Source organism: Comamonas sp. DB36 (assembly GCF_057914905.1).
Genome location: NZ_CP196631.1, coordinates 3229581 through 3256333 on the forward strand (window position 1 = coordinate 3229581; position 26753 = coordinate 3256333).

Below are 26753 nucleotides of genomic sequence, written 5' to 3' on the forward strand. Positions count from 1 at the left end.
GCATCGCGCTCAGCCCTTCAAACGCATGCAGTCCATGACCGCACGCACCACATGGCGGTCAATGGCATCGACGCTCACGCCCATATGCGCTGCCGCTTCGGCATAGCTGCAGCCGTAGATGCGCACCAGAATGAAGGCCTCGCGCCGCTTGCGCGGCATGCTGCCCAGGCGCGCGAGCAAGCGCTCCAGCCGCAGGCGCGCATCCACGTGCTGCTCCACCGACGGCGCCCTGTCATCGCAGACCAGAGCCAGCGTACGCAGCATGCGCGCTTCGGCTTCGCGGTGGCGAAAACCACTGATCGCGATATTCTTGCCGGCGCGGTACAGCAGGGCGCGCGGGTCGAGCACTTGGGTGCCGCGCTGGTGCAATGCAAGCACCCGGGCATAGGCTTCCTGCACGAGGTCGGAGGCCGCATCGCGATCGTTGAGCGAGCGCGCGAAAAAGTTGACGAGTTCGGAGTAGTACCGCGCGACCACAGGATTGCCTCATTTGGAAAAGGGACCAAAGGCGTCGGGCAGGGGCTGCGATGTGGCGGCGGCTGAATCGAATAGCTAAGCGACGAGCCGCGCAATTATAGGGAGCACCCATGCCGCGCGGCAACGCGTTCTCAAGGGCCGGGTGGAGCAAGACTGCGCAGCGCGCGCTGGCAGATGCGGCGCGTCGCGGCGCTGGGCTCGCCGTGCAGCCACTGCGCGCACAGCGCGCGCACCCAGTCCGGCCTGTCCTTGGCGGCGTCGTTGAGCCAGTTGGCGACCGAGTCCTGCACATAGACCGCCGCATCGGCATGCAGCGGCGACAGCAGCGGCAAGCCGCGTTCGGGCTGCTGCTTGAACGCCGCGATATGCGCGCACCACACGCCGCGCGGACGCAGCGCTTCGCAGGCAAAGCGGCGCAGACGCTCGGACGGCGCGCGCGTCCATGCGGCGAGTTGCGCCACCGCGGCATCGAGTTCCCGCGCCAGATGCGGCCGCACGGCCATCCAGGCCCATTCGCGCACCCCGAAATGCGCGTCGTCGGCCAGCGGGCGAATGGCCTCCAATCGCGCGGCGAGATCCAGCCCCGGGTCGGCGCCGACGATGAAGCAGGCCCAGCCGCGCACGGTATCCGATGGGTGGCCGCTGCAGACCACCATGGCCTCGCTGCCCAGCGCGTCGAACAGCAGGCCGCCGATACCGTTCATGCGCTGCAGAATGCCGCGTTCGCAGACCGCGCCCGCAGCCGCCATCACGGCTGCGGGCAATGCGGGAAACACCGCGCCCAGCAATTGCGCCTGGTCCACGGCCAGGCCTTCGACCAGCGTCGCGCTTTGCGCCCTGCCCTGCGACAGCGCCTGCAGCAGTTCGGCAGGAATATCGGCGCCGCGGCGTGCACCTTTGCGCTGGGCCGGTGCCGTCATGCAGGCCCCGCTTCGCCGCGCGCCGCAAGCCCGGCGGCCACCTTGTCCAGCAGACCCGCGAGCTGGCTGCGTTCATCGACCGAAAGCCCGCCGAACACGCCCGCAATCCAGCGGCCATGCTCGGCCACCACGGACTGCGCGAGCTGCCGACCCCGGGGCGTGAGCTGCACGCGCAGCGCGCGCCGATCCGCGGCGTCGGCCTGGCGCTCGATCAGCGCGTCGCGCTCCAGGCCATCCAGCAGGCCGGTGACGGTGGCGCGCGTCACGCCGGCCTGTTCGGCGAGTTCGCGCGGCGCGAGGCCAGCGCTGGCCGCTTCGAGCAGAAACAGCAGCACGAAGCGCCCTTCGGACAGGCCGTAGCCCGACAGCACCTGCGCGCAATCGCGGTCGATGGCCGCGGCCAGCGACAGCGTCTGAAAACACAGGCGTATGCGATCCTGGCCCGGCCATTGGCGCCTATCGGCTTCGGCCAGCAGCGCCTGATACTTTTGTTCGAACTTTTGCATGTTGCCATATTATATGGCGCCTAACAAAAACCCAAAAAAATACTCCAGAACCAATGTCATGGAGTATTTTGTCCCGGACCCGCTGCCTTGACGGCAGTATCCGTGCACATGTGCCGACTTGGCGCCGGCAGCTGCGCAGGTCAGCTCTGCAATTACTGGTTGGCCAGGCCGATGTGGGCTTCGCGGTAGTCAGCGATGAAAGTGATCAGGGTGTTGATGGCTTGACGCATGGTGTGCTTTCTATGAGATGCACTCAAACAACTGGTGGCTAGCATCTCCAACACCACCAGAGCGGGACACCTAAGTAGTAACCCGTAGCCCCTAGTATAAACCCTGTACGCGTTTTTACGCACGCTGTGCCACAAAACAACATGCTACGCATGTGGGCTTGTCACAACACCAGCAAAAACGGGAGCCAAGGCTCCCGTTGTATTGCTTGCCTTGCGGCACCAGGCCTTGCTCAGCCTTCGGCGGTAAAGCCCACGCGCTGCACGATGGGGCCCCACTTCGCGACTTCCGATTTCACCAGCGCCGCGAGTTCCGCGGGCGAGGAAGACATGGCTTCGAGACCGAACACCGCCAGGCTGTCGACGACTTCCTTGGAAGCCAGCGCAGTGCGCATATGGCCGTTGAGGCGCTGCACCAATTCGGGCGCGGCCTTGGCCGGCAGGAAAAATGCAAACCATTCGCTGTGCGCCATGTCGGCGTAACCCTGCTCGACCAGCGTCGGCACCTGGGGTGCGAACCGGCTGCGGCGCTGGCCGCTGACGCCCAGGATGCGGATCTTGCCGCTGGGCAGATGCTGCAGCATGTCGCCCACAGGGCCGCACACGGCCGAGACATTGCCGCCGAGCATGTCGAGCAGCGCCGGCTGCGTGCCGCGGTAACCTGCGTGCTTGAGGTCCACGCCGCCATGCTGGCCCAGCAGCGCGCCGATGAAGTGCGGCGTCGATCCCGGAGCGGGCGAGCCGAAGTTCGCGCCCAGCGGGTTGGCCTTGGCCCAGGCCAGGAACTCGCGCACATTGGTCACCTGCGCGGGCACGGCCGGCCCGACCGCAAAGCCGAAGTCGAACACGCAGCCCAGCGTCACGGGCGAGAGATCGGTGACCGGGTTATAGGCCAGCTTCTTGTAGATATGCGGATAGATCGACAGCATCGACGTGGGCGTCTGCAGCATGGTCATGCCGTCGGCGGGCCGGCCCTTGACGTAGTTGATTGCGATCTGGCCGCCCGCGCCGGTGCGATTTTCCACCACCGCGATCTTCGCGTAGCCCGGCGCCAGCTGCGTGCCCACGCGCCGGCAGATGGCATCCGACGTGCCGCCCGCGGCAAAGCCCGTGATGATGTTGAGGCTCTCGAGCGCTGCCTGGGCATGGGCCTGCATTCCCAGGCTGGCCAACAGGGCACCCGCGCCGCCCGCGCCCGCAGCGCCCAGCCATTCACGTCGATTCAGAGTCATTGATTGCTTTCTTGATATTGATGGAAGACGCGCAAGGCCGCCCTCTCGTTCAGCCTTCGTCACGCAGCCAGGTGACCGCGCCCGAGTGCGTGACCGCGCCCTGGTGGGCCGGCCGCACCGTCAGCGCGTATTTTTCCAGCAAGCCGCCCCAACGCACTCCCGTATTTACGCGAGCATGGGCATTGTCTTTGAGGCGCTGCGCGAGTTCTTCGTCGGACAGCGCGACGCTGATCGAGCGCGCCTGCGGGCGCGCGTCTATGCTGACCAGGTCGCCATCGCGCAGTACCGCGATCGGCCCGTTGTCCGCGGCTTCGGGGCCGGCGTAGCCTATGCACAGGCCGCGCGTGGCGCCCGAAAAGCGCCCGTCGGTCAGCAGCGCCACCTTGTCGCCCATGCCCTGGCCGTAAAGCAAGGCCGTGATGCCCAGCATCTCGCGCATGCCGGGGCTGCCCTTGGGGCCTTCGTTGCGGATCACGATCACGTCGCCCGCGGCATAGCGCATGGCCTGCACCGCGGCCTGCGCGGCCTCCTCCGATTCGAACACCCGCGCCGGGCCGCTGTGCACCAGTGTCTTGAGGCCCGCGGTCTTGAGCAGCGCGCCGTCGGGGCACAGATTGCCCTTGAGCACGGCCAGGCCGCCGTCGCGCGAAATCGGGTTGTCGATGGCGCGCACCACCTGGCCGTCGGGCGCCAGCGCCGAAGCGAGTTCCTCGGCCAGCGTGCGGCCGGTGAAGGTGAGTACGTCGCCGTGCAGCAGCCCCTGGTCCAGCAGGCTGCGCAGGATCACGCCCGCGCCGCCGATGTAATGCACATCGCGCGCCAGATAGCGGCCGCCGGGGCGCAGATCGGCAATCAAGGGCGTGCGCGCGAAGACTTCGGCGACATCGTCGAGGTGAAAGCGTATTCCCGCCTCGTGCGCGATCGCCGGCAGGTGCAGCGCGGCATTGGTCGAGCCGCCCGTGGCGCTGACCACGGCGCAGGCGTTTTCCAGCGCCTGGCGCGTGACGATGTCGCGCGGCAGCGGGCCCTTGCCCTCGGCGCTGGCCCAGACGGCGCGCATCAGCGTCTTCGCCGCGCGGCGCATCAGCGGCGCGCGTTCGCTGAACACCGCGGGAACCATGCTCGAGCCTATGGGCGCCAGGCCCAGCGCCTCGCTGACCATGCCCATGGTGTTGGCCGTGAACTGGCCGGCGCAGGCGCCGGCCGTGGGCAGGCAGCTGCGGCTGATCTGCGCGAGATCCTGCTGCGTGGCCGTGCCGGCCAGCACCTGGCCTATGGTTTCATAGGTGTCGACGACGTTCAGATCGCGGCCGTCGGGCCCGGGCGCCTGGCCCGGCAGCGCCGAGCCGCCGTGCACGAACACGCTGGGCACATTGCAGCGCAGCATGCCCATCATCAGCCCCGGCAGGTTCTTGTCGCAGGCGCCGATGGCAAAGATGCCGTCCCATTGATGGCCGCGCACCGAGGCTTCGACGCTGTCGGCAATCAGCTCGCGCGAGATCAGCGAGAAGCGCATGCCCGAATGCGCCATCGTGAGCCCGTCGCTCACGGAGACCACCGGGCATTCGTGCGGCGTGCCGCCGCCCGCGTAGATGCCGGTCTTTGCATGCTGGGCCTGGTCGCGCAGGTTGAGATTGCAGGGGCTCATTTCGCCGCCCGTATGGAACACGCCGATGTGCGGGCGTTCGATGTCTTCGTCGTCCTGGCCCAGCGCGTGCAGGAAGCTGCGCGTCGTGGCGCGCACCGTGCCCTGGCGGATGATGGCGGAGCGGAAACCGGGGGCGGCGTCGGGCTTGGCGTCTTCGGGCGCGCTGTCGTGGGGATTTGTCATGGTGTTGTGCGGAACGGGGGTGCGCACACCATAACCAAACACCGCGGCGGTGCGCAGCAGGGGCCGCGACCGCCGTCACCCAGGCGACAGCAGCAGTGTCAGCGCGGCACCAGAAACGTCGTCTTGGCCTGCACCGTGATCGTGCCGTCCGTGGGCGAATGCACTTCGAGCTGCACCGGGTGCGATCCCGGCGACGCCACACCATACGGTGCCTGCAGACGCACGACGATCCAGCGGTCGGCCGCGGCGTCAACCGTGACTTCGGTGTCCGAGGCCACGCGCAGGCCTTCGAGGCCCGATGCCGAAAGCTGCAGGCGCTGCGCCTGCTCGGTCGCATTGCCCAGTTGCACGCGATAGATGTTCTCGATCTGGCCGCCGGCGACGATGCGCGACAGCGTGCCGCGATCGCGCACCACATCGACCTTGAGCGGGACGCGCACGTAGAGGCTCGCCACCATCGCCACCGTGAGGCCCAGCAGCACCGAGCCGTAGATCAGCACGCGCGGGCGTAGCATGCGGCGCACGACCTGCATGCCGCGCCAGCCACGCGCCAGCGCGTTCTCGGTCGACAGCCGTATCAGCCCGCGCGGGTAATGCATCTTGTCCATCACCGAGTTGCAGGCGTCTATGCACAGGCCGCAATTGATGCACTGGTACTGCAGGCCGTCGCGGATGTCTATGCCCACGGGGCAGACCTGCACGCACAGCTTGCAGTCTATGCAGTCGCCCAGGCCCTTGGCCTTGTAGTCGATCTCCTTGGCGCGCGGGCCGCGGCTTTCGCCGCGCGCCGCGTCATAGGTGACCAGCAGCGTGTCCTTGTCGAACATCGCGCTCTGGAAGCGCGCGTAGGGGCACATATGGGTGCAGACCTGCTCGCGCAGAAAGCCCGCATTGCCATACGTGGCGAGCGCATAGAACAGCACCCAGAAGATCTGCCATGCGCCCTGCAGCGCCATGACTTCGACGGCCAGCGAGCGAATCGGCACGAAATAGCCGACGAACGTGAAGCCGGTCCACAGCGCAACCAGCAGCCACAGCAGATGCTTGGCGCTGCGCTTGAGCAGCTTCTCGCGCGTCCAGCCGCTGTTGTCCAGGCGCAGGCGCGCGCTGCGGTCGCCTTCGGTCTTGCGCTCTATCCACATGAAGATCTCGGTGTAGACCGATTGCGGGCAGCTGAAGCCGCACCACAGCCGTCCGGCGACTGCGGTGAACAGGAACAGCGCCAGCGCCGAAATGATCAGCAGCGTCGTCAGATAGATGAAATCCTGCGGGTAGAGCAGCCAGCCGAAGATGTAGAAGCGCCGCTGCTCCAGATCGAACAGCAGCGCCTGGCGCTCGTTGATCTGCAGCCAGGGAATGCCGTAGAAGAACAGCTGGGTGATCCAGACCATGGCCCAGCGCCAGCGCGCAAAGACGCCGCTGATCGAGCGCGGCTGGATTTTCCTGCGCGCCTCGAACAGCGGCTGCTCATGCTCTTCGATGGGCACGGACGCAATGGGAATGACCTTGCGCGGTGCTTTGCCGCGCTGTGACGTGGGGTGATCTGACATAAGGCCTCAATGACAACGGCGGCGGCAGCGCTTCGCGCCCCTGCGTACCTTGCCCGCTACTATGCGCCGCAAGCGCTTTGGATAACAGCAGCAGATGGGACGATTTGGGCCGTATCAGATGGATTCTTGATCCAGGTCACCATTTTCCTCCCACCGACCCGCCGCGCATGCCCGCGAGGCATGTGCGCAAAGCCAGGCATCATCGGGGATTGAGGATTCCGCATCAAAAGACTTTGGCATACCGGCCTCGCGGGGGCGGCAGATGCGTATCAGGCCGGCGCAATGGCTTCGGCCAGGATCGCAAGGCCTTCCTCGAACACTTCTTCCTCTATGGTCAGCGGGAACAGGAAGCGGATGACATTGGCATGGACACCGCAGGTCAGCAGCAGCAGCCCGCGTTCCAGCGCGAGTTCCTGAATGCGCTTGACCCGGGCAGCCAGCGGCGCGCCCGTGGCCGGGTCCTTGAACTCCGCCGCGACCATGGCGCCCAGGCCACGCACTTCGGCGAGCTCGGGAACCCGCGCCTGGAGCGCGCGCAGCGCCTGCATCAGCTTCTCGCCCAGCAGTTGCGCACGCGCCGGCAACTGCTCCGCTTGCATCACGTCGATGACCGCCAGCGCCGCGGCCACGGCCAGCGGATGGCCCGCATAGGTGCCGCCCAGACCGCCGGGCGGCGCGGCGTCCATCAGTTCGGCGCGGCCCGTGAGCGCGGACAGCGGAAAGCCGCCCGCGAGGCTCTTGGCCATGGTGATCAGATCGGCGTCCACGCCCATGTGCTCGAGTGCGAACAGCTTTCCCGTGCGGCCGAAGCCGGTCTGCACTTCGTCGACGACCAGCAAGATGCCATGGGCGTCGCAGATTGCGCGCAGCTGGCGAAACAGCGCCGCGGGAGCAACATAGAAGCCGCCTTCGCCCTGCACCGGCTCGAGGATGATGGCCGCGACGCGCTGTGGATCCACATCGGCCTTGAACAGTTTCTCCAGGGCAGCAATGCTGTCGTCGACCGTCACTCCCAGGGCTTGGGCGGGGAAAGGCACATGCCAGATGTCAGCGGGCATCGCTCCGAAACCGGCCTTGTACGGGTGGACCTTGCCGGTCAGCGCCATGCCCATCAACGTACGGCCGTGGAACGCGCCCGAGAAGGCAATGACCGCATTGCGGCCGGTGGCGACCTTGGCCACCTTGATCGCGTTTTCCACGGCCTCGACGCCGGTGGTGAACAGCGCGGTCTTCTTCGGGAAGTTGCCGGGAGTCAGCGCGTTGAGCTTCTCGCACAGCGCGATGTAGCTTTCATAGGGCGTGACCTGGAAACAGGTGTGGTGAAAGCTGTCGAGCTGTTGCTTGACCGCGGCCACGATGCGCGGATGGCGGTGTCCGGTCGCGAGCACGGCAATGCCGCTGCCGAAGTCGATCAGGCGCCTGCCGTTCACATCCCAGATCTCGGCGTTGCGGGCCGAGGCCGTGAACGCCTGGGTCTGGACGCCCACGCCGCGCGGACAGGCCGCCTGCCGGCGTTGTTCTAGGGCGGAATTCGCGTTGGCATCTTGAAGCATGGGCCATCCCCTCAAGCTGGCAGGAAGCAGAGACTCGTCTGCAAATTCTAGCGCTCCCGATTGCATCGATCCAAATGGCTGGACGGCGCGCGCTCCGCACGCCTGCGCTTGCCCCATGGTCGCACAGGCGCGCAGGCAGGCTCAGTCCTGCAGCAATTGCCGCAGCACGTAAGGCAGGATGCCGCCGTGGCGGTAGTAATCGGCCTCGATCGGCGTGTCGATGCGCAGCGTCAATGTGCGCCGCACCTGGCTGCCGTCGGCGCGCGTGATGCACAGTTCGGCATCGCTTTGCGGCGTGAGCAGCGGGTCGGGAATGACTTCGATGAACTCGTCGCCGACCAGGCCCAGGCTGGCCCAGCTGTCGTCGCCGCGCAGCTGCAGCGGCAGCACGCCCATGCCCACGAGGTTGTTGCGATGGATGCGCTCGAAGCTGCGCGCGATCACCGCCTTGATGCCCAGCAGCTGCGTGCCCTTGGCCGCCCAGTCGCGGCTCGAACCCGTGCCGTACTCCTCGCCCGCGAAGATCACGCTGGCCCGGCCTTCGGCCTGGTACTGCATGGCGGCATCGTAGATGGACATCTTGCGCGCCGCGCAGGCCGCATCGCGGTACAGCGTGAGCCCGCCCTCCTCGCGGCTGCCGTCGGCCAGCGGCGGCAGCATCAGGTTCTTGATGCGCACGTTGGCAAAGGTGCCGCGCATCATCACCTCATGATTGCCGCGGCGCGAGCCGTAGCTGTTGAAATCCGCCTGCTGCACGCCGTTCGCGCACAGCCATTCGCCCGCGGGCGATTTGGGATGGATGGAGCCGGCCGGCGAGATGTGGTCGGTGGTGATCGAGTCGCCGAACAGCGCGATGATGCGCGCGCCATGCACCGCATAAGGGTTGCTCGGCTGTATGCCCGTGGTCACGGGCTGGGCGATGTCGAGCGTGAAATCGGCAAAGAACGGCGGCTCGGCGATATAGGTGCTGTCGGGCCAGGTATAGGTCGCGCCGCTGACGCCGCGGATCTTTTCCCAGAGCTTGCCGGGCTCGCTGCTGACCTTCTCGTAGTTTTCCTGGAAGGCCGCACCATTCATCGCGTGGTGCATCAGCGCCTGCACTTCCACGGTGCTGGGCCAGATGTCGCCCAGATAGATATCCTTGCCGCCCCGGCCCTTGCCCACGGGCTGGGTCATCAAATCGGTGAGCACCGTTCCGGCCAGCGCGTAGGCCACGACCAGCGGCGGGCTGGCCAGGAAGTTGGCCTTGAGATTGGGGTGGATGCGGGCTTCGAAATTGCGGTTGCCCGACAGCACCGCGGCGCAGACCAGATCGCTCTGGCGAATGGCCGCGTTGATTTCCGCCGTGAGGTCGCCCGCATTGCCTATGCAGGTCGTGCAGCCATAGCCGGCGAGCGCAAAGCCCAGCTTCTCGAGATACGGCAGCAGCCCGGCTTCGGTCAGATAACGCGTGACCAGGCGCGAGCCCGGCGCCAGCGAGGTCTTGATGTGCGGCTGGACCTTCAGCCCGGCTTCGACGGCTTTCTTGGCCAGCAGACCCGCGGCCAGCATCACGCTGGGGTTGGAAGTGTTCGTGCAGCTGGTGATCGCCGCGATCAGCACATCGCCGTTGCCGATGGTGAACGCTCCCGCATCGCTGGTGCTGGAGGCCACGGGAGTGGGCACTTCAGCCGTCGCATGGGCCGTGGCCGGTTCGGGCTTGTTCGACTCCATTTCGGCGAGCTGGCGCTCCGCACCCGCGGGCGTGGGCCGCGACGCGGGCAAGCCCACATGCACCGGCGTGTCCTGCACCAGATGGCGGGTGTGCAGCACTTCGCTTTGCTGATTGAAACCGTTTTGCGCGGAAGGCGCGCTGAACAGGTGCGCGAACTGCGAGGCCACCTGGCCCAGCTCGATGCGGTCCTGCGGGCGCTTGGGGCCGGCAAGACTCGGAGTCACGCTGCCCAGGTCCAGCGACACGACGCGCGAATAGTCGATCTCGCCGCGGTTCGGCACACCGAACAGCTGCTGGGCGCGGAAATAGGCTTCGAACGCCTCGATTTCATCGGCGCTGCGGCCCGTGCCGCGGAAGTAGTCGAGCGTCTTGTCGTCGACCGGGAAGAAGCCCATGGTCGCGCCGTACTCGGGCGCCATGTTGCCTATGGTCGCGCGGTCGGGCACGGCCAGGCTTTGCGTGCCTTCGCCAAAGAACTCGACAAACTGGCCGACGACCTTTTCCCGGCGCAGCTGCTCGGTGATGGTCAGCACCAGATCGGTGGCCGTGACGCCTTCGCGCAGCCGGCCCGTGAGCTCAAAGCCGACGACGTCGGGCATCAGGATATAGACCGGCTGGCCCAGCATCGCGGCTTCGGCCTCGATGCCGCCCACGCCCCAGCCGACCACGCCGATGCCGTTGATCATGGTCGTGTGGCTGTCGGTGCCGACCAGCGTGTCGGGGTAGTGCACGCCGTCGTCACGCCGGTGCACGCCGCGCGCGAGGTATTCGAGATTGACCTGATGGACGATGCCGAAGCCCGGCGGAACGACGCCAAACGTGTCGAAGGCCTGCATGCCCCACTTCATGAACTGGTAGCGCTCCTGGTTGCGCTGGAATTCCAGCTTCATGTTCAGGTCCAGCGCTTTCTTCGTGCCGAAGTAATCGACCATGATCGAGTGGTCGACCACGAGGTCGACCGGCACCAGCGGTTCGATGGCTTCGGGCTTCTTGCCCAGGCGCGCGGCCGTGCTGCGCATCGCGGCCAGATCGGCGAGCAGCGGCACGCCGGTGAAATCCTGCAGCACCACGCGCGCGACCACGAAAGGAATTTCCTCGGTGCGCGCGCCGCGCGGCTGCCACTGCGCGAGCTGGCGCACATGCTCGGGCGTGACCTTCTTGCCGTCGCAGTGGCGCAGCACGGCTTCGAGCACGATGCGCAGCGAGACCGGCAGGCGCTGCACACTGGGGTATTGTTTGGCCAGCGCGGGCAGTGAATAGAACTTGCCGGCCGTGCCGGAAGAAGTCTTGAAGTTCTTGAGCGTGTTCGCAAACGCGTGTTTCATCGAGGCTCTCCTATTGCAGTCAGACCATTGTGCCCCTTACCTGTGACGAATGCTGTGGGCCAAGTTCGCATGAGGACAAGCGCCGCCCGCGCGTCGGCGTTCACCGCACGGCAGTAACATCCCAGGTCAGCAACAGCACGAGCGGCGCATGCATCTGCACGAGAAATACCTGCCCCGGCACCACTTCAGCGAACGCCATGCGCTGGACATCGCCGCGCCCCAGTCCCGCGTCATGACCGCGGCGCGCGACTTCAGGCCCGATGGCGACGCGCTGTTCAAATGCGCGATTGCCGTGCGCGAACTGCCGATGCGCGCGCTGCACCGACTGCAGGGTCGCACGGACTCGCGCCAGCCCACTTTCGGCATGGACAACTTCACGCCGCTGGAGCAGCGCGGCGACGAGGAACTGGTGCTGGGCCTGGCGGGCAAATTCTGGCAGACCGACTACGGCCAGGCGCGCATTGCCGACGGGCCGTCGTTTCTGGCGTTCAACGCGCCGGGCGCGGCCAAGCTGGTGCTGAGTTTTGTCGCCCAGCCGCTGGACGCCACGCACACCCGGCTGGTCACCGAAACCCGCGTCTTGTGCCTCGATGCCGAGGCCAGGCGCAGATTCACGCCGTACTGGTATCTGATCCGGCCGGTCAGCGGGCTGATACGGCGGCGCATGCTGGACGCCATTGGCCGAAGCGCCGTCGGCCACGCACACGCATAAAAAAACCCGCCGAAGCGGGTTTTTTCTTGGCTTGCCGAACGATCAGCAGGCTGGCGCGGTGTCGCCCCTCTTGGCGACTTCCGCGTACTCTTCAATCTGGTCGAAGTTCATGTAGCGGTAGACGCTGGCCTTGTCGGCATCGATCACGCCCATGGCCAGCAGGTACTCTTCCTTGGAAGGCAGGTAGCCCAGCTTGGAAGCGATGGCCGCGAGTTCGGCCGAACCCAGGTACACGTTGGTGTTCTTGCCCAGACGGTTGGGGAAGTTGCGGGTCGAGGTGGAGATCACCGTCGCGCCTTCGCGCACCTGCGCCTGGTTGCCCATGCACAGCGAGCAGCCGGGCATTTCGGTGCGCGCACCGGAAGCACCGAACGCCGCGTAGTGGCCTTCCTTGATCAGCTCGCTCTCGTCCATCTTGGTCGGGGGAGCGACCCACATCTTGACGGGAATGTCGCGCTGGCCGCCGAGCAGCTTGGCAGCTGCGCGGAAGTGGCCGATGTTGGTCATGCACGAACCGAGGAAGGATTCGTCGATCTTGGTGCCGGCCACTTCGGACAGGAACTTGGCGTCATCGGGATCGTTGGGGCAGCAGACGATGGGTTCCTTGATGTCGGCCAGATCGATCTCGATCACGGCGGCGTACTCGGCGTCCTTGTCGGCTTCGAGCAGGCTGGGGTTGGCCAGCCAGGCTTCGACCTTTTCAATGCGGCGCTGCAGCGTGCGCTTGTCTTCGTAGCCTTGGGCAATCATGTTCTTCATCAGCACCACGTTGCTGGTCAGGTATTCCTGCACAGGAGCGGTGTTGAGCTTGATCGTGCAGCCTGCGGCCGAACGTTCTGCCGAAGCGTCCGACAGCTCGAATGCCTGTTCGACCTTGAGGTCTGGCAAGCCTTCGATTTCCAGGATGCGGCCCGAGAAGATGTTGATCTTGCCGGCCTTGGCGACGGTCAGCAGACCGGCCTTGATCGCGTACAGCGGAATCGCATGCACCAGGTCACGCAGCGTGACGCCGGGCTGCATTTCGCCCTTGAAGCGCACCAGCACCGATTCGGGCATGTCCAGGGGCATCACGCCCGTGGCGGCGCCGAAGGCCACCAGGCCCGAACCCGCGGGGAAGGAAATGCCGATGGGGAAACGCGTGTGCGAGTCGCCGCCGGTGCCGACGGTGTCGGGCAGCAGCAGGCGGTTGAGCCAGCTGTGGATCACGCCGTCGCCGGGACGCAGGGACACGCCGCCGCGGTTGCTGATGAAGGCCGGCAGTTCGCGATGCGTCTTGACGTCGACCGACTTGGGATAGGCCGCGGTGTGGCAGAACGACTGCATGACCATGTCGGCCGAGAAGCCCAGGCAGGCCAGGTCCTTGAGCTCGTCACGCGTCATCGGGCCCGTGGTGTCTTGCGAACCCACGGTGGTCATGCGCGGTTCGCAGTAGGTACCGGGGCGCACGCCCTGGCCTTCGGGCAGACCGACAGCGCGGCCGACCATCTTCTGCGCCACCGTGAAACCGGCTTGCGTGGCGACGGGCGCCTGGGGCAGACGGAACACATTGGACGCTGGCAGGCCCAGCGACTCACGCGCCTTGGCCGTCAGCGAACGGCCGATGATCAGGTTGATGCGGCCGCCGGCGCGCACTTCGTCCAGCAGCACATCGCTCTTGAGCTGGAATTCGACGACGGTCTGGCCGTCGCGCAGGATCTTGCCCTGGTAGGGGAAGATGTCGATCACGTCGCCCATTTCGAGCTTGGAGACATCGACTTCGATGGGCAGCGAGCCCGAGTCTTCCTGGGTGTTGAAGAAGATGGGGGCAATCTTGCCGCCCAGCGTCACACCGCCGAAGCGCTTGTTGGGGACGAACGGGATGTCCTGGCCCGTGGCCCAGATCACCGAGTTGGTCGCCGACTTGCGCGACGAACCCGTGCCCACCACGTCGCCCACGTAGGCCACGGTGTGGCCCTTGGACTTGAGGCTTTCGATGAACTGCATGGGGCCGCGCTTGCCGTCTTCCTCGGGCACGAAGGCCGCGTCGGCACGCGTGTTCTTCAGCATGGCCAGGTAGTGCAGCGGAATGTCGGGGCGGCTCCAGGCGTCGGGCGCGGGCGACAGGTCGTCGGTATTGGTTTCGCCGGGCACCTTGAACACCGTGACAGTGATCTTCTGCGCGACTTCGGGACGGCTGGTGAACCATTCGGCCTCGGCCCAGCTCTGCATCACTTCCTGCGCCTTGACGTTGCCCGCCTTGGCCTTGGTTTCGACATCGTTGAAGAAGTCGAACATCAGCAGCGTCTTCTTCAGCGCCTGCGCGGCGACGTCGGCGACATCGGCGTCGTCGAGCAGCTCGATCAGCGGATGCACGTTGTAGCCACCGACCATGGTGCCCAGCAGCTCGGTGGCCTTGGCCTTGGAGATGAGCGCCACTTCGATGTCGCCATGCGCGACCGCCGCGAGGAACGAAGCCTTGACCTTGGCTGCGTCATCCACGCCCGGGGGAACGCGGTTCGTCAGCAGGTCCATCAGGATGACGTCTTCACCCACGGGTGGGTTCTTGATCAGCTCGATCAGTTCCGCGACCTGCTTGGCATCCAGCGGCAGGGGTGGAATGCCAAGCGCGGCGCGCTCAGCCACATGATCGCGATAGGCTTTCAACATGGTTCTCTCTCCAATGGTTTTCTAAAGTGGGGCGGCGTGCTGCCTCTCCCAGGGACGGCTTATTTGCTGCCGGTCGCCTGGTCGAACACGCTCGGGGGTGGGTTTTTCTTGATGGCTTCCGCCACCTGGAACTGCTCGGGGCTCATGCACTCGTCAGCCAGGCGCTGGCCCAGCTTCTGGTTCATGAGCATGGACTTGTTGGCAATCTGCAGCCAGACCGCGCCCGCGGCCTTGTCTTCCAGACGCACCGTGCCGGTGGACGTGGCCACGGGCACCATTTCGTACTTGAAGCCCTTGCCGTCGACCTGGAAGTGACCGGCATGCTGCTGGTGCTTGTTCACGTTGACATGCGCGCCCAGTTCACAGGCGATGCGGCCGGTGTGCACGCGCTCGGCAATGGCCAGTTCGTCGGGAGTCAGTGCCAGGGCAACCGTTGCCACACCCGCAGCGCCGGCGGCGGCGGCAGCGACTGCCGGGGCCTTGGAGCGGGACTTGGCCGGGCTTGCCTTCTTGGCCGCCGGCTTGGCGGCGGCCTTGGCCTGGGCCGCGGGCTTGGCAGCCGTCTTGGAAGTCGGGGCGGTGCCTGCGGCCAGAGCCAATACAGGAGCCAGGAGCAGGAAGGAGGCGATGAAGGATTTCATGTGAGCTCCAGCGATCATAAAAAAGGTCAGGAAAAAGAGGATGCAGCAAACCACGGCTGCACGCTGGCAGGCAGGCTGCGCCCCGTCTGGTGCGCGCGCTCGAGCAACTGCCAGTAATAGCGGTAGCTCGCGCGGTCATGGAGCACGCCGTCGGCACTGATTGGAGCCCAGTGCACTTCGGCGGCAGACAATAGTATCTGCGCGGCCTGGTCGATTTCCGGCTGGGCCGGCGCAAAGGCCGTCAAGATGGAACGGATCTGGCCCGGATGGATACTCCACATCCGTGTATAGCCGAACTCGCGCGCGGCGCGCGACGCCGCCGCCTGCATGCGATCAGGGTCTTTGAATTCGGTGACCACGCAATGCGAGGGCACCTTGCCATGGGCATGGCAGGCAGCCGCGATCTCGAGCTTGGCGCGCACCACCAGCGGGTGCTCGAACTGGCCTTGCACGCCCATGGCCGAGCCCGGAATCGCGCCGCCATGCGCCGAGACGAAGTCCATCAGGCCGAACGAGATGCTCTGCACGCGCGGATGGGCGGCAATCTCGAAGGCGCGGTAGACCGCGGCCGGCGACTCGATCAGCACATGCAGCGGCAGATGGCCGCCGGATGCGCGCTCCAGCGCCTTCTCGGCGAGCAGCACATCGTCCACGCTCTCGACCTTGGGCACCATGATGTACGACAGCCTATGGCTGGCCTCGCCGACGATGGTCGCCATGTCTTCGGCGAACGCCGGATGGTCGACCGCGTGCACGCGCGCCGCGACCCGGGCTTCGGGTGCCGACTCGCGCGCCAGCTCGGCGACCAGGCGCGCATGCGCGGCTTCATCGCCCACGGGCGCGCCGTCTTCGCAGTCGAGTGTCACATCGAACACGCAGGTGCCGAATTCCTGCGTCATTTCGGCCTGCAGCTCCAGGCTCTTGCGCATGCGCAATTCCACACCACTGTAGTGGTCGCAGACCGGCAGGCGCTGGGTGCTGGCCTGGGCGTCGAGCAGCACGGTGGCCGGATGGGCAGGTGTCTTGACGGAAGAATTGACGGGCAAGGAGCTCATGGGGCGCGTTTCGCAACAATGAACAGTCGGGGAAACGCCAGCAGGCGCAGGCCGTCGGCACGCGGGCTGTAGGCCAGCGCCACGCGGCGCTCGTATTCTTCAAGAAAGGCGCTTTGCAGTGCTTCGGGCAGCGGGTCGACGAACGACTTCAGGCCCGTGCTGCGCAGCCACTGCACGATGGCCCGGGCATCGGCCATAGGGTGCTGGTAAACGGTGTGCCAGACATCGACCTGGCGGGCCAGCGGCGCGAGCAGGTCGTAATAGTCATGGATGCCCAGAATGGCACGGCCGGCGGCCACCTTTGCGTCTATATGCGGCGCAAACTGCGGCAAGGCGGCAACCTCGCGCATCAGCAGATGCGAAGGCTCGGTGAAATTGTCCGGCATCTGGACGGCAAGCACGCCGCCCGGAGTCAGGGCCGCGAAAAGACGCGGAAACAGCTGCGCATGCCCGCCCACCCATTGGAGCGCGGCATTCGCGTAAATCAAATCGGGCGCCTGCGAAGGCGCCCAATCGGCGATGTCTGCCTGGTCGAATGCCAGGTCGGGAAGCCGCTCGCGCGCTTGCAGCAGCATCGCGGCGGAATTGTCCACGCCCAGGACATGCGCCTGGGGGAAACGCTGAACCAGCAGCTCGGTGGAATTGCCGGGCCCGCAGCCCAGGTCCACCACGCGGGTGGAACCGGTATGCTCCACCCGGGCCAGCAGCTCGCTGGCCGGGCGGGTGCGCTCCTGCGCAAAGCGCAGGTAGAGTGCGGGGTTCCAGTCGGCCATCGGGCTGCGCGGCTTTCTTTACAGCAGGTGCTTGACGCCGTCTTGCTCGCCTTGCAGCTCGGCCAGCGTCTTGTTGATGCCTTCTTGCGAGAAGGCATCGATTTCCAGGCCTTCGACGATCTTGTATTCGCCGTTTTCGGTGGTCACGGGGAAGCCGAAGACCACGCCGGCAGGAATGCCATATTCGCCGTTCGAAGGCACGCCCATCGTGACCCATTCGCCGTTCGAGCCCAGTGCCCAGTCGCGCATGTGGTCGATGGCGGCGTTGGCGGCCGAAGCAGCCGACGACAGGCCGCGTGCGGCGATGATCGCTGCGCCGCGCTTGCCGACCGTGGGCAGGAACACGTTGGCGTTCCATTCCTGGTCGTTGATCATTTCCTTGACCGACTTGCCGTCGACCGTGGCGAAACGGTAGTCAGCGTACATCGTGGGCGAGTGGTTGCCCCACACCGTGAGCTTGCGGATGTCGCCCACCTTGAAGCCGGCCTTGGCCGCGAGCTGCGAAGCCGCACGGTTGTGGTCCAGGCGCAGCATGGCGGTGAAGTTCTTTGCCGGCAGATCGGGCGCCGACTTCATGGCGATGTAGGCGTTGGTGTTGGCGGGGTTGCCGACGACCAGCACCTTGACGTTGCGCGAAGCGACAGCGTTCAGGGCCTTGCCCTGGGCCGTGAAGATCTGGGCGTTGGCGGCCAGCAGATCGGCACGTTCCATGCCTGGGCCACGGGGACGTGCGCCGACCAGCAGGGCGTAGTCGGTGTCCTTGAAGGCTTGCAGGGGGTCGGAATGGGCTTCGATGCCGGCCAGCAGCGGGAAAGCGCAGTCTTCCAGTTCCATGATCACGCCCTTGAGCGCGTTCTGGGCCTTTTCGTCGGGAATTTCCAGGAGTTGCAGAATGACGGGCTGATCCTTGCCCAGCATTTCGCCAGATGCGATGCGAAACAGCAGCGCGTATCCGATTTGACCAGCAGCGCCAGTGACGGCGACGCGAACAGGTGCTTTGCTCATAGTGATGACTCCAGAAACAGAAAAAATGGTGGGCGCATCTTGCACCAGCCTCTGTTGTCCAGCCAAGCCTGTGCCCCCGCAAACAGCCTGCAAGTGTACTCGCGATTTTGCCCGCCGGTCAATTTGTCTTATGTCTTATATAAGATATGATAGGCCCGCTGTGCAATGTGCGCCACGACGCGTCGCCGGGCGCCCACCATTCCACAAAACAACATGTCTTCCTCTCCAACCACCACCTCTGACACGCCCGTGGCGCCAGCCGCGCCGGGCCCGGCTTTCAGCCCCCTCTACCAGCAGATCAAGGGGCTGATCCTGCAGAGCCTGGAGGCCGGAGAATGGCGCCCCGGCGAGCTCATTCCCAGCGAAATGGAACTGGCCGCGCGCTTTCGCGTGAGCCAGGGCACGGTGCGCAAGGCCATTGACGAGCTGGCCGCGGAAAACCTCGTGATGCGCCGCCAGGGCAAGGGCACGTTTGTGGCCACGCACGCGGCCCAGCAGGTCCAGTACCGTTTTCTCAAGCTGCAGCCCGACACCGGCGACCAGCGCGAGGAAGGCCGGGCCCAGCGCCAGATCATCGAATGCAAGCGCGTGCGCGCCCCCGCCGAGATTGCGCGCCTGCTGGCGCTGCGCAGCGGCGACGCCGTGATGCAGGTGCGCCGCGTGCTGGCCTTTGTCGGCACGCCGACCATTCTGGAAGACATCTGGCTGCCAGGCCAGGCCTTCAAGGGCCTCACGGCCGAGCAGATCGGCGCCTACCAGGGCCCGACCTATGCGATGTTCGAGCTGGATTACGGCGTGCGCATGGTGCGCGCCGACGAGAAAATCCGCGCAGTTTTACCCGACGCCGAGCAGGCAGAACTGCTCCATGTAAGTACTTCTACACCATTGCTCAGCGTCGAGCGTGTAGCCTACACTTACAACGATGTTCCGATGGAGTTACGGCGCGGGCTCTACCGCACCGATACCCACCACTACCGTAATGCCTTGAATTGAGCCGTTAATTCATGAGCCAAGCGGCAGCAAACCAACGCAATTGGAGAAATAGCAGCATCGAGCGGGTCCTCGCTGCTGCATTGCAATAGAATTTTGCGGCGATCGCCTTGCCCGATTACGAAGCAGTTACCACCCACGAAAGCGCATGACATGACAGAGTTAGCCAAAAAGCGGCCAGAGTTCCGCAACATCAACCTACTCAAGGACGTCCCCACCTACCGCATGCCCGCGGCGGCCGTGGTGTCGATCTTGCACCGCATCAGCGGCATCATCATGTTCGTGCTGCTGCCGTTCATCGTCTGGATGCTGGACCGCTCGCTGACCTCGGAAATCTCCTATGACGCTTTCACCGCGGTGTTCCGCGCGGGCGCTGGCTTTGTTCCCGGCTGGTTCTTCAAGCTGATGGTGCTGGCGCTGATCTGGGCCTACCTGCATCACTTCATCGCCGGCCTGCGCCACCTGTGGATGGACCTGAGCCATTCGTCGGTGAACAAGGAATTCGGTCGCAAGTCCGCCGTCACCGTGCTGGTGATCAGCGTCGCCCTCGCCCTGGTGCTGGGCGCCAAGCTGTTCGGCCTGTACTGATCCGCCCCGCACACTGAACAAGAAGGAATACCCATGTCCGTGAATTACGGCTCCAAGCGCACCGTTGTCGGTGCCCACTACGGTCTGCGCGACTGGCTCGTCCAGCGCGGCACCGCAGTCATCATGACCCTGTTCACCATCGCGCTGCTGGCGCAGGTGATCTTCTCCAAGGGCGCCATCGGTTACGACCTGTGGGCCGGCATCTTTGCCGCCCAGTGGATGAAGGGCCTGACCTTCGCCACGGTCATCGCGCTGGCCTGGCACGTCTGGGTCGGCATGCGCAACGTCTGGATGGACTATGTCCCGGCCGTGCTCCTGCGCCTGGTGCTGCAGGTCCTGACGCTGGCCTGGCTGTTCGCCTGCACCGCCTGGGCTTTCCAGGTGCTGTGGCGCATGTAATCCGGCAAACGGTCTCCACGATTGAAGGTTAAGAATGAGCTATACCAAAGCAAAAATCACCAAGCGCAAGTTTGACGTCGTCATCGTCGGCGCTGGCGGCTCCGGCATGCGTGCCGCGCTGGAACTGTCGCGCGCCGGCCTGAACGTGGCCTCGCTGTCCAAGGTGTTCCCCACGCGTTCGCACACCGTGGCCGCCCAGGGTGGCGTGTCGGCTTCGCTGGGCAACATGTCCGAAGACAACTGGCACTATCACTTCTACGACACCATCAAGGGCTCCGACTGGCTCGGCGACCAGGATGCGATCGAGTTCATGTGCCGTGAAGCCCCCAAGGTGGTCTACGAGCTCGAACACTTCGGCATGCCGTTCGACCGCAACCCCGATGGCACCATCTACCAGCGTCCGTTCGGCGGCCACACCGCCAACTACGGCGAAAAGCCCGTGCAGCGCGCCTGCGCCGCGGCCGACCGTACCGGTCACGCCATGCTGCACACGCTGTACCAGCAGAACGTCAAGGCCAAGACCAACTTCTTCGTCGAGTGGATGGCGCTGGACCTGATCCGCAATGAAGCCGGCGATGTCGTCGGCGTCACCGCGCTGGAACTCGAGACCGGCGACCTGTATGAGCTGCAGGCCAAGGCCGTGCTGCTGGCAACGGGTGGCGCAGGCCGCATCTTCGCGGCTTCGACCAACGCCTTCATCAACACCGGCGACGGCCTGGGCATGGCGGCACGCGCCGGCATTCCGCTGCAGGACATGGAGTTCTGGCAGTTCCACCCCACCGGCGTGGCCGGCGCGGGCGTGCTGCTGACCGAAGGCTGCCGCGGCGAAGGCGCGATCTTGCTGAACAGCGAAGGCGAGCGCTTCATGGAGCGCTATGCGCCCACCTTGAAGGATCTGGCACCGCGTGACTTCGTGTCGCGTTCCATGGACCAGGAAATCAAGGAAGGCCGTGGCTGTGGTCCGAACAAGGACTACGTGATGCTCAAGCTGAGCCACCTGGGTGCGGATACCATCCACAAGCGCCTGCCTTCGGTCTACGAAATCGGCGTCAACTTCGCCAACGTCGACATCACCAAGGAAGACATTCCCGTGGTGCCGACCATCCACTACCAGATGGGTGGCATTCCCACCAACATCAACGGCCAGGTCGTGGTGCACGACGGCCAGTCCAACCAGGTCGTCAACGGTCTGTACGCCGTGGGCGAATGCTCCTGCGTGTCGGTGCACGGCGCCAACCGCCTGGGCACCAACTCGCTGCTTGACCTGCTGGTCTTCGGCAAGGCCGCCGGCCGCCACATCGTCGACTTCGTGCGCAACGGTGTCGAGCACCAGCCCATGCCCGCCGACGGCGCCGACCGCACCCTGGCGCGCCTCAACCAGCTGCAGGAATCGACCGCCGGCACCTATGCCCAGGACGTCGCGGGCAACATCCGCACCACCATGCAACAGCACGCTGGCGTGTTCCGCACGCAAAAGAGCATGGACGAAGGCGTCGTGAAGATCAACGCCATCCGCGACACCGTGGCTGCCGTGACCCTCAAGGACAAGTCCATGGTCTGGAACACGGCGCGCATGGAAGCGCTGGAAGTCGACAACCTGATCGAAGTCGCCCAGGCCACAATGACTTCGGCCGCCGCCCGCACCGAGTGCCGTGGCGCCCACACCGTGTACGACTACGAACACGATGCCGACCACCCCGAGTTCCCGCTGGGTCGCAACGACAAGGAATGGCTCAAGCACACCTTGTGGCACAGCGCTGGCAACTCGCTCAGCTACAAGCCCGTGAACCTCAAGCCCCTGACGGTGGACAGCGTGCCTCCCAAGGTCCGCACGTTCTGATCGCCCCGCAGCCCGACGAGAAAAAAATCATGAAGCGCAAATTCCAAATCTACCGCTACGATCCGGACAAGGACGCCAAGCCCTACATGCAGACCGTGGAAGTCGAACTCGACGGCCAGGAACGCATGCTGCTCGACGCACTGGTCAAACTCAAGGAACAGGATCCTTCGATCTCGTTCCGCCGCTCGTGCCGCGAAGGCGTCTGCGGCTCGGATGCGATGAACATCAACGGCAAGAACGGTCTGGCCTGCCTGACCAACATGAACACCTTGCCCGGTACCATCGTTCTGAAGCCCCTGCCCGGCCTGCCGGTCATCCGCGATCTGATCGTGGACATGACGCAGTTCTTCAAGCAGTACCACTCGATCAAGCCGTACCTGATCACCGAGACCATCACGCCCGAGAAGGAGCGTCTGCAGTCGCCCGAAGAGCGTGAAGAGCTCAACGGCCTGTACGAGTGCATTCTGTGCGCGAGCTGCTCGACCAGCTGCCCCTCGTTCTGGTGGAACCCCGACAAGTTCGTCGGCCCCGCAGGTCTGCTGCAGGCCTACCGCTTCATCGCCGACAGCCGCGACGAAGCCACGGGCGCGCGCCTGGACAACCTCGAAGATCCTTACCGCCTGTTCCGCTGCCACACCATCATGAACTGCGTGGACGTGTGCCCCAAGCACCTGAACCCCACGAAGGCGATTGGCAAGATCAAGGAACTGATGGTGCGCCGCGCCATCTGATGAACATGACGAACACTCTGCTCGATGAACGCGAACGCAACCTGCTTCAGTGGCGCAGCCGCCGGGGCCTGGTCGAGAACGATATCTTCATCGGGCAGTTCTTCGCCACCTACGGAGACCAGCTGACGCGCAGACACGCAGCTGGCCTGTCTGCCCTGATGGACTTGGCAGACAACGACCTTCTGGACCTGTTCCTTGCGCGCAAGGAACCCGAAGGCGCACTCGACACAGAAGAAATCAAAGAAGTGCTGGAACTGGTGCGCAAGCGCCAGCCCGGATCACTTTCACATGTAGGCTAGGCAAACTAGAGAAGGAAGTTGGAAATGAAACTCGCCGATAACAAAGCAACACTGTCGTTCACGAATGGCAGCCCCAGCGTTGAGTTGCCCGTGTACCAGGGCAACATTGGCCCGGACGTGATTGATATTCGCAAGTTGTACGGCCAGACGGGCATGTTCACGTATGACCCCGGCTTCCTCTCGACGGCAGCCTGCCAGTCGGCAATCACCTACATCGACGGCGACAAGGGCGAACTGCTGTACCGCGGCTACCCCATCGAGCAACTCGCGAAGAACTGCGACTACCTCGAAACCTGTTACCTGCTGCTGTACGGCGAGCTGCCCAACCCAACCGAAAAGGCCGATTTCGTCGAGCGCGTGACCAAGCACACCATGGTCAACGAGCAGATGCAGTTCTTCCTGCGTGGCTTCCGCCGCGATGCCCACCCCATGGCCGTCCTGACGGGCCTGGTCGGTGGCATGTCGGCGTTCTACCACGACAGCACGGACATCAACAATCCCGAGCACCGCGAAATCGCTGCCATCCGCCTGATCGCCAAGATGCCTACCCTGGTGTCGATGGCATACAAGTACGGCACGGGCCAGCCCTACATGTACCCCAAGAACGACCTGTCGTACTCCGGCAACTTCTTGCGCATGATGTTCGGCAACCCCTGCGAAGAGTACGTGGTCAACCCCGTGCTCGAGCGCGCCCTGGACCGCATCTTCATCCTGCACGCAGACCACGAGCAGAACGCTTCGACTTCGACCGTGCGCCTGTGCGGTTCGTCGGGCACCAACCCGTTTGCCGCGATCTCGGCCGGCGTGGCCTGCCTCTGGGGCCCTGCCCACGGCGGCGCCAACGAAGCCTGCCTGAACATGCTCGAACAGATCCAGGCCAACGGCGGCATCGCCAAGGTCGGCGAGTTCATGGAACAGGTCAAGGACAAGTCGTCGGGCGTGAAGCTGATGGGCTTTGGCCACCGCGTCTACAAGAACTACGACCCCCGCGCCACGCTGATGCAGGAAACCTGCAATGAAGTGCTGGCCGAACTGGGCCTGGAAAACGATCCGCTGTTCGCACTGGCCAAGGCCGTCGAGAAGATTGCCCTGGAAGACGACTACTTCGTGCAGCGCAAGCTCTACCCGAACGTCGACTTCTACTCCGGCATCGTGCAGCGCGCGATGGGCATTCCCGTGAACATCTTCACCGGCGTGTTCGCCCTGGCCCGCACCGTCGGCTGGATCGCCCAGCTGAACGAACAAATGGCCGACCCCGAGTACAAGATCGGCCGTCCCCGCCAGCTGTTCACCGGCTCGCAGCACCGCACCGTCAAGCCTATCGGCCAGCGTTGATTGCCGGCGGCTCAGGCCGCTTGCCACGACAGCCCGCAGATGCCTTCCGGCCCTGCGGGCTTTTTTGCGTCTGGCCGGTTCAGCGACTCTGCCCGCCGAACCGCTCGCGATAGGCCACGGGCGTGATGCCCATATGCCGCACGAACAGATGGCGCAGCGCCTGCTCCGAGCCCAGGCCCAGGCGCGCGGCAACGGTCTTGAGCGGCAGGTGGCCCGGCGCCTGCAGCAGCAGCTTGGCGCCCTCGAGCCGCGCGGTCTCGACAAAGGCCGAGGGGGTCTGCCCGGTCTCCTGCTGGAACACGCGGCGCAGGTGGCGCTCGCTCATTGACGCCTGCGCGGCCAGCACTTCCAGGCCCAGCGGTTCGGCGAGGTTTGCCAGCACGAAGTCCTGCACCGCCTTGACTGCGCCCGTCTGCACGGCCTGGCTGGCCAGCTGCACGCTGAATTGCGACTGGCCGCCCGGACGCTTGAGGTACATCACCAGATCGCGCGCCACGTCGAGCGCCAGCGCATGGCCGAAGTCTTCCTCGACCACGGCCAGCGCGAGATCGATGCCGGCCGTGACGCCGGCAGAAGTCCAGAGGTGGCCGTCGCGCACATAGATCGCGTCGGCATCGACATCGACCGCGGGGTAGCGCTGCTGCAGCAGCGCGGCGACGCTCCAGTGGGTGGCGGCGCGCCGGCCGTCGAGCAGGCCGGCGGCGGCCAGAAAGAAGCTGCCCGAACACAGGGCAATGACGCGCGGCACGCGCGGCGCAATGCGCGCCGTCCAGGCCACGAGTTCGCTGTGGGCATCGACGGTCTCGGTGATTTGGCGCGAGCCCACGAGCAGCACCGTGCAACCCGGCGCGGCTTCGGCCTCGGCCAGGCTCAGCGTCGCGTCCAGCGCCATCAGCGTGTCGGAACGCACGGCGCCGCGCGCGCTGGCGACCACGCGCACCGCATAGCCCGCGGGCCGGCCCTTGAGCGCCAGGTGCACGTTGGCATAGTCGAACACCGACATCGGGCCAATGGCCTCCAGCGCCTTGAAGCCGGGGTAGACCAGGATGTCGACGCGGTGCGCGCCGGCATGCGGCAAATGGGGAGTGGGAGCTGTGGAGTCCATGGGGAAGGAAGAAGGTCGGGCGGGCGCCGACCCGCGGGATGCGGACAAAGCAGGCCGCTTGTCGGCCATGGCGCTTTGCAGGGCCTGGGCCCTGTCCTAAAGTCGCGCCACTTTGCAATGCCGGCTGACTCGGCATTGTCCCCTACCTCAAGGATTCCCCATGAAAACCAAAGCCGCTGTCGCCTGGAAAGCCGGACACCCCCTGACCATAGAGACCGTGGACCTCGACGGCCCGAAGTTCGGCGAAGTGCTGGTCGAGATCAAGGCCACGGGCATCTGCCACACCGACTACTACACGCTGTCGGGCGCCGACCCCGAAGGCCTGTTCCCGGCCATCCTGGGCCATGAAGGCGCGGGCGTGGTGGTCGATGTAGGCCCGGGCGTGACCGGGCTCAAGAAGGGCGACCATGTGATTCCGCTGTACACCGCCGAATGCCGGCAGTGCAAGTTCTGCCTGTCACGCAAGACCAATCTGTGCCAGGCGGTGCGCGCCACCCAGGGCAAGGGCCTGATGCCCAACGGCACGAGCCGCTTCAGCATCGATGGTCAGCCCATACTGCACTACATGGGCACGTCGACGTTCTCCAACTACACCGTGGTTCCCGAAATCGCGCTGGCAAAAATCCGCGAGGACGCGCCGTTCGACAAGGTCTGCTACATAGGCTGCGGCGTGACCACAGGGCTTGGCGCGGTGCTGTTCACGGCCAAGGTCGAGGCCGGCGCGAATGTCGTGGTGTTCGGCCTGGGCGGAATCGGCCTGAACGTGATCCAGGGCGCGAAGATGGTGGGTGCGGACAAGATCATCGGCGTCGACATCAACCCCGAGCGCCAGGAAATGGCGCGCAAGTTCGGCATGACGCATTTCGTCAATCCCAAGGAAGTCGACAACGTGGTCGATGCCATCGTGCAGCTGACCGACGGCGGCGCCGACTACAGCTTCGAATGCATAGGCAACACCCAGGTGATGCGCCAGGCGCTGGAATGCACGCACAAGGGCTGGGGCCAGAGCATCATCATCGGCGTGGCCGAAGCCGGCGCCGAGATCTCCACGCGCCCCTTCCAGCTGGTCACGGGCCGCGAATGGAAAGGCTCGGCCTTCGGCGGCGCGCGCGGGCGCACCGATGTGCCGAAGATCGTTGATTGGTACATGGAAGGCAAGATCAATATCGATGATCTGATCACCCACCACCTGAAGCTGGACGACATCAACCACGGTTTCGAGTTGATGAAAACGGGCGAGTCGATTCGGTCGGTTGTAGTGTATTGAGAGCAGGCACGACCTCGAAACCCCGTTCGTCC

Annotated in this window: 23 protein-coding genes; 9 read left to right on the plus strand and 14 right to left on the minus strand. The window is 65.2% G+C overall.

Going from position 1 to position 26753, the window contains the following annotated elements; translation table 11 throughout:
* Nucleotides 1-9 precede the first annotated feature (9 nt).
* The 8 genes from ACSVDO_RS15200 to ACSVDO_RS15235 all read right to left on the minus strand — a co-directional run bounded on the left by ACSVDO_RS15200 (nucleotide 10) and on the right by ACSVDO_RS15235 (nucleotide 11335).
* Nucleotides 10-477 (minus strand): RNA polymerase sigma factor, encoded by a 468-nt coding sequence (locus tag ACSVDO_RS15200; protein ID WP_332549672.1) that lies wholly within the window; start codon nucleotides 475-477, stop codon nucleotides 10-12.
* A gap of 131 nt (nucleotides 478-608) precedes the next feature.
* Entirely contained in the window at nucleotides 609-1397 is a 789-nt protein-coding gene (locus ACSVDO_RS15205; RefSeq protein WP_332539087.1) for a DNA alkylation repair protein, read from the minus strand.
* Nucleotides 1394-1903 carry a MarR family winged helix-turn-helix transcriptional regulator gene (locus ACSVDO_RS15210; protein WP_489593174.1) on the minus strand — a complete coding sequence of 170 codons (510 nt, stop codon included), beginning with the start codon at nucleotides 1901-1903 and terminating at the stop codon, nucleotides 1394-1396. The genes ACSVDO_RS15205 and ACSVDO_RS15210 overlap by 4 nt, the downstream gene beginning before the upstream one ends.
* Before the next feature lie 460 nt (nucleotides 1904-2363).
* Nucleotides 2364-3362, minus strand: a complete 999-nt coding sequence (locus tag ACSVDO_RS15215; protein ID WP_332539085.1) for a Bug family tripartite tricarboxylate transporter substrate binding protein — start codon at nucleotides 3360-3362, stop codon at nucleotides 2364-2366.
* Nucleotides 3363-3411: 49 nt separating this feature from the next.
* Nucleotides 3412-5193 (minus strand): dihydroxy-acid dehydratase, encoded by a 1782-nt coding sequence (gene ilvD / locus ACSVDO_RS15220; RefSeq protein WP_489593177.1) that lies wholly within the window; start codon nucleotides 5191-5193, stop codon nucleotides 3412-3414.
* Between the two features lie 98 nt (nucleotides 5194-5291).
* Nucleotides 5292-6743: a cytochrome c oxidase accessory protein CcoG gene (gene ccoG / locus ACSVDO_RS15225; RefSeq protein WP_489593178.1), complete on the minus strand. Its 1452-nt coding sequence runs from the start codon at nucleotides 6741-6743 to the stop codon at nucleotides 5292-5294.
* A 269-nt stretch (nucleotides 6744-7012) separates the two neighbouring features.
* Entirely contained in the window at nucleotides 7013-8296 is a 1284-nt protein-coding gene (gene gabT / locus ACSVDO_RS15230; RefSeq protein ID WP_332539081.1) for a 4-aminobutyrate--2-oxoglutarate transaminase, read from the minus strand.
* A 141-nt stretch (nucleotides 8297-8437) separates the two neighbouring features.
* Nucleotides 8438-11335 (minus strand): aconitate hydratase, encoded by a 2898-nt coding sequence (locus ACSVDO_RS15235; RefSeq protein WP_489593181.1) that lies wholly within the window; start codon nucleotides 11333-11335, stop codon nucleotides 8438-8440.
* Nucleotides 11336-11483: 148 nt separating this feature from the next.
* Here ACSVDO_RS15235 and ACSVDO_RS15240 point away from each other — a divergent pair, with 148 nt between their 5' ends.
* Complete coding sequence (locus ACSVDO_RS15240; RefSeq protein ID WP_489593182.1) at nucleotides 11484-12047, plus strand: hypothetical protein; 564 nt, start codon at nucleotides 11484-11486, stop codon at nucleotides 12045-12047.
* Nucleotides 12048-12089: 42 nt separating this feature from the next.
* On the opposite strand, the gene acnB is transcribed toward ACSVDO_RS15240, so the two are convergent.
* From acnB to ACSVDO_RS15265, 5 genes are read right to left on the minus strand one after another with little or no spacing between them, the layout of a single operon-like run.
* The gene (gene acnB, locus ACSVDO_RS15245; RefSeq protein ID WP_489593184.1) at nucleotides 12090-14693 is read right to left on the minus strand and encodes a bifunctional aconitate hydratase 2/2-methylisocitrate dehydratase; all 2604 of its coding nucleotides are present in this window, start codon (nucleotides 14691-14693) and stop codon (nucleotides 12090-12092) included.
* Nucleotides 14694-14752: 59 nt separating this feature from the next.
* A complete protein-coding gene (locus ACSVDO_RS15250) occupies nucleotides 14753-15334 on the minus strand; it encodes a hypothetical protein (protein ID WP_332548644.1) in 582 nt (193 codons plus the stop codon).
* A 26-nt stretch (nucleotides 15335-15360) separates the two neighbouring features.
* On the minus strand, nucleotides 15361-16389 hold the full coding sequence (locus ACSVDO_RS15255) for an HpcH/HpaI aldolase/citrate lyase family protein (protein WP_489593186.1): 1029 nt from the start codon (nucleotides 16387-16389) through the stop codon (nucleotides 15361-15363).
* Complete coding sequence (gene tam, locus ACSVDO_RS15260; RefSeq protein WP_489593188.1) at nucleotides 16386-17162, minus strand: trans-aconitate 2-methyltransferase; 777 nt, start codon at nucleotides 17160-17162, stop codon at nucleotides 16386-16388. The genes ACSVDO_RS15255 and tam overlap by 4 nt, the downstream gene beginning before the upstream one ends.
* Before the next feature lie 18 nt (nucleotides 17163-17180).
* On the minus strand, nucleotides 17181-18167 hold the full coding sequence (locus ACSVDO_RS15265) for a malate dehydrogenase (RefSeq protein ID WP_332539541.1): 987 nt from the start codon (nucleotides 18165-18167) through the stop codon (nucleotides 17181-17183).
* A 213-nt stretch (nucleotides 18168-18380) separates the two neighbouring features.
* Here ACSVDO_RS15265 and ACSVDO_RS15270 point away from each other — a divergent pair, with 213 nt between their 5' ends.
* The 7 genes from ACSVDO_RS15270 (at nucleotide 18381) to ACSVDO_RS15300 (ending at nucleotide 24349) form a co-directional block, all read left to right on the plus strand.
* On the plus strand, nucleotides 18381-19160 hold the full coding sequence (locus tag ACSVDO_RS15270; protein ID WP_332539539.1) for a GntR family transcriptional regulator: 780 nt from the start codon (nucleotides 18381-18383) through the stop codon (nucleotides 19158-19160).
* A 150-nt stretch (nucleotides 19161-19310) separates the two neighbouring features.
* Nucleotides 19311-19745 (plus strand): succinate dehydrogenase, cytochrome b556 subunit, encoded by a 435-nt coding sequence (sdhC, locus tag ACSVDO_RS15275; RefSeq protein ID WP_332539538.1) that lies wholly within the window; start codon nucleotides 19311-19313, stop codon nucleotides 19743-19745.
* Between the two features lie 33 nt (nucleotides 19746-19778).
* Nucleotides 19779-20144: a succinate dehydrogenase, hydrophobic membrane anchor protein gene (gene sdhD / locus ACSVDO_RS15280; protein WP_332539537.1), complete on the plus strand. Its 366-nt coding sequence runs from the start codon at nucleotides 19779-19781 to the stop codon at nucleotides 20142-20144.
* 34 nt (nucleotides 20145-20178) lie between these two features.
* Nucleotides 20179-21984, plus strand: a complete 1806-nt coding sequence (sdhA, locus tag ACSVDO_RS15285; protein WP_332539536.1) for a succinate dehydrogenase flavoprotein subunit — start codon at nucleotides 20179-20181, stop codon at nucleotides 21982-21984.
* A 29-nt stretch (nucleotides 21985-22013) separates the two neighbouring features.
* Complete coding sequence (locus tag ACSVDO_RS15290; RefSeq protein ID WP_332548647.1) at nucleotides 22014-22715, plus strand: succinate dehydrogenase iron-sulfur subunit; 702 nt, start codon at nucleotides 22014-22016, stop codon at nucleotides 22713-22715.
* Nucleotides 22715-23014, plus strand: a complete 300-nt coding sequence (locus tag ACSVDO_RS15295; RefSeq protein WP_332539496.1) for an FAD assembly factor SdhE — start codon at nucleotides 22715-22717, stop codon at nucleotides 23012-23014. The genes ACSVDO_RS15290 and ACSVDO_RS15295 overlap by 1 nt, the downstream gene beginning before the upstream one ends.
* A 24-nt stretch (nucleotides 23015-23038) precedes the next feature.
* Nucleotides 23039-24349 carry a citrate synthase gene (locus tag ACSVDO_RS15300; RefSeq protein ID WP_332539494.1) on the plus strand — a complete coding sequence of 437 codons (1311 nt, stop codon included), beginning with the start codon at nucleotides 23039-23041 and terminating at the stop codon, nucleotides 24347-24349.
* A gap of 79 nt (nucleotides 24350-24428) precedes the next feature.
* Here ACSVDO_RS15300 and ACSVDO_RS15305 read toward each other — a convergent pair whose 3' ends face one another.
* A complete protein-coding gene (locus ACSVDO_RS15305; protein WP_489593193.1) occupies nucleotides 24429-25454 on the minus strand; it encodes a GlxA family transcriptional regulator in 1026 nt (341 codons plus the stop codon).
* 160 nt (nucleotides 25455-25614) lie between these two features.
* On the opposite strand from ACSVDO_RS15305, the gene ACSVDO_RS15310 reads away from it, so the two are divergent.
* The gene (locus ACSVDO_RS15310; protein WP_489593195.1) at nucleotides 25615-26721 is read left to right on the plus strand and encodes an S-(hydroxymethyl)glutathione dehydrogenase/class III alcohol dehydrogenase; all 1107 of its coding nucleotides are present in this window, start codon (nucleotides 25615-25617) and stop codon (nucleotides 26719-26721) included.
* Nucleotides 26722-26753: the final 32 nt, after the last annotated feature.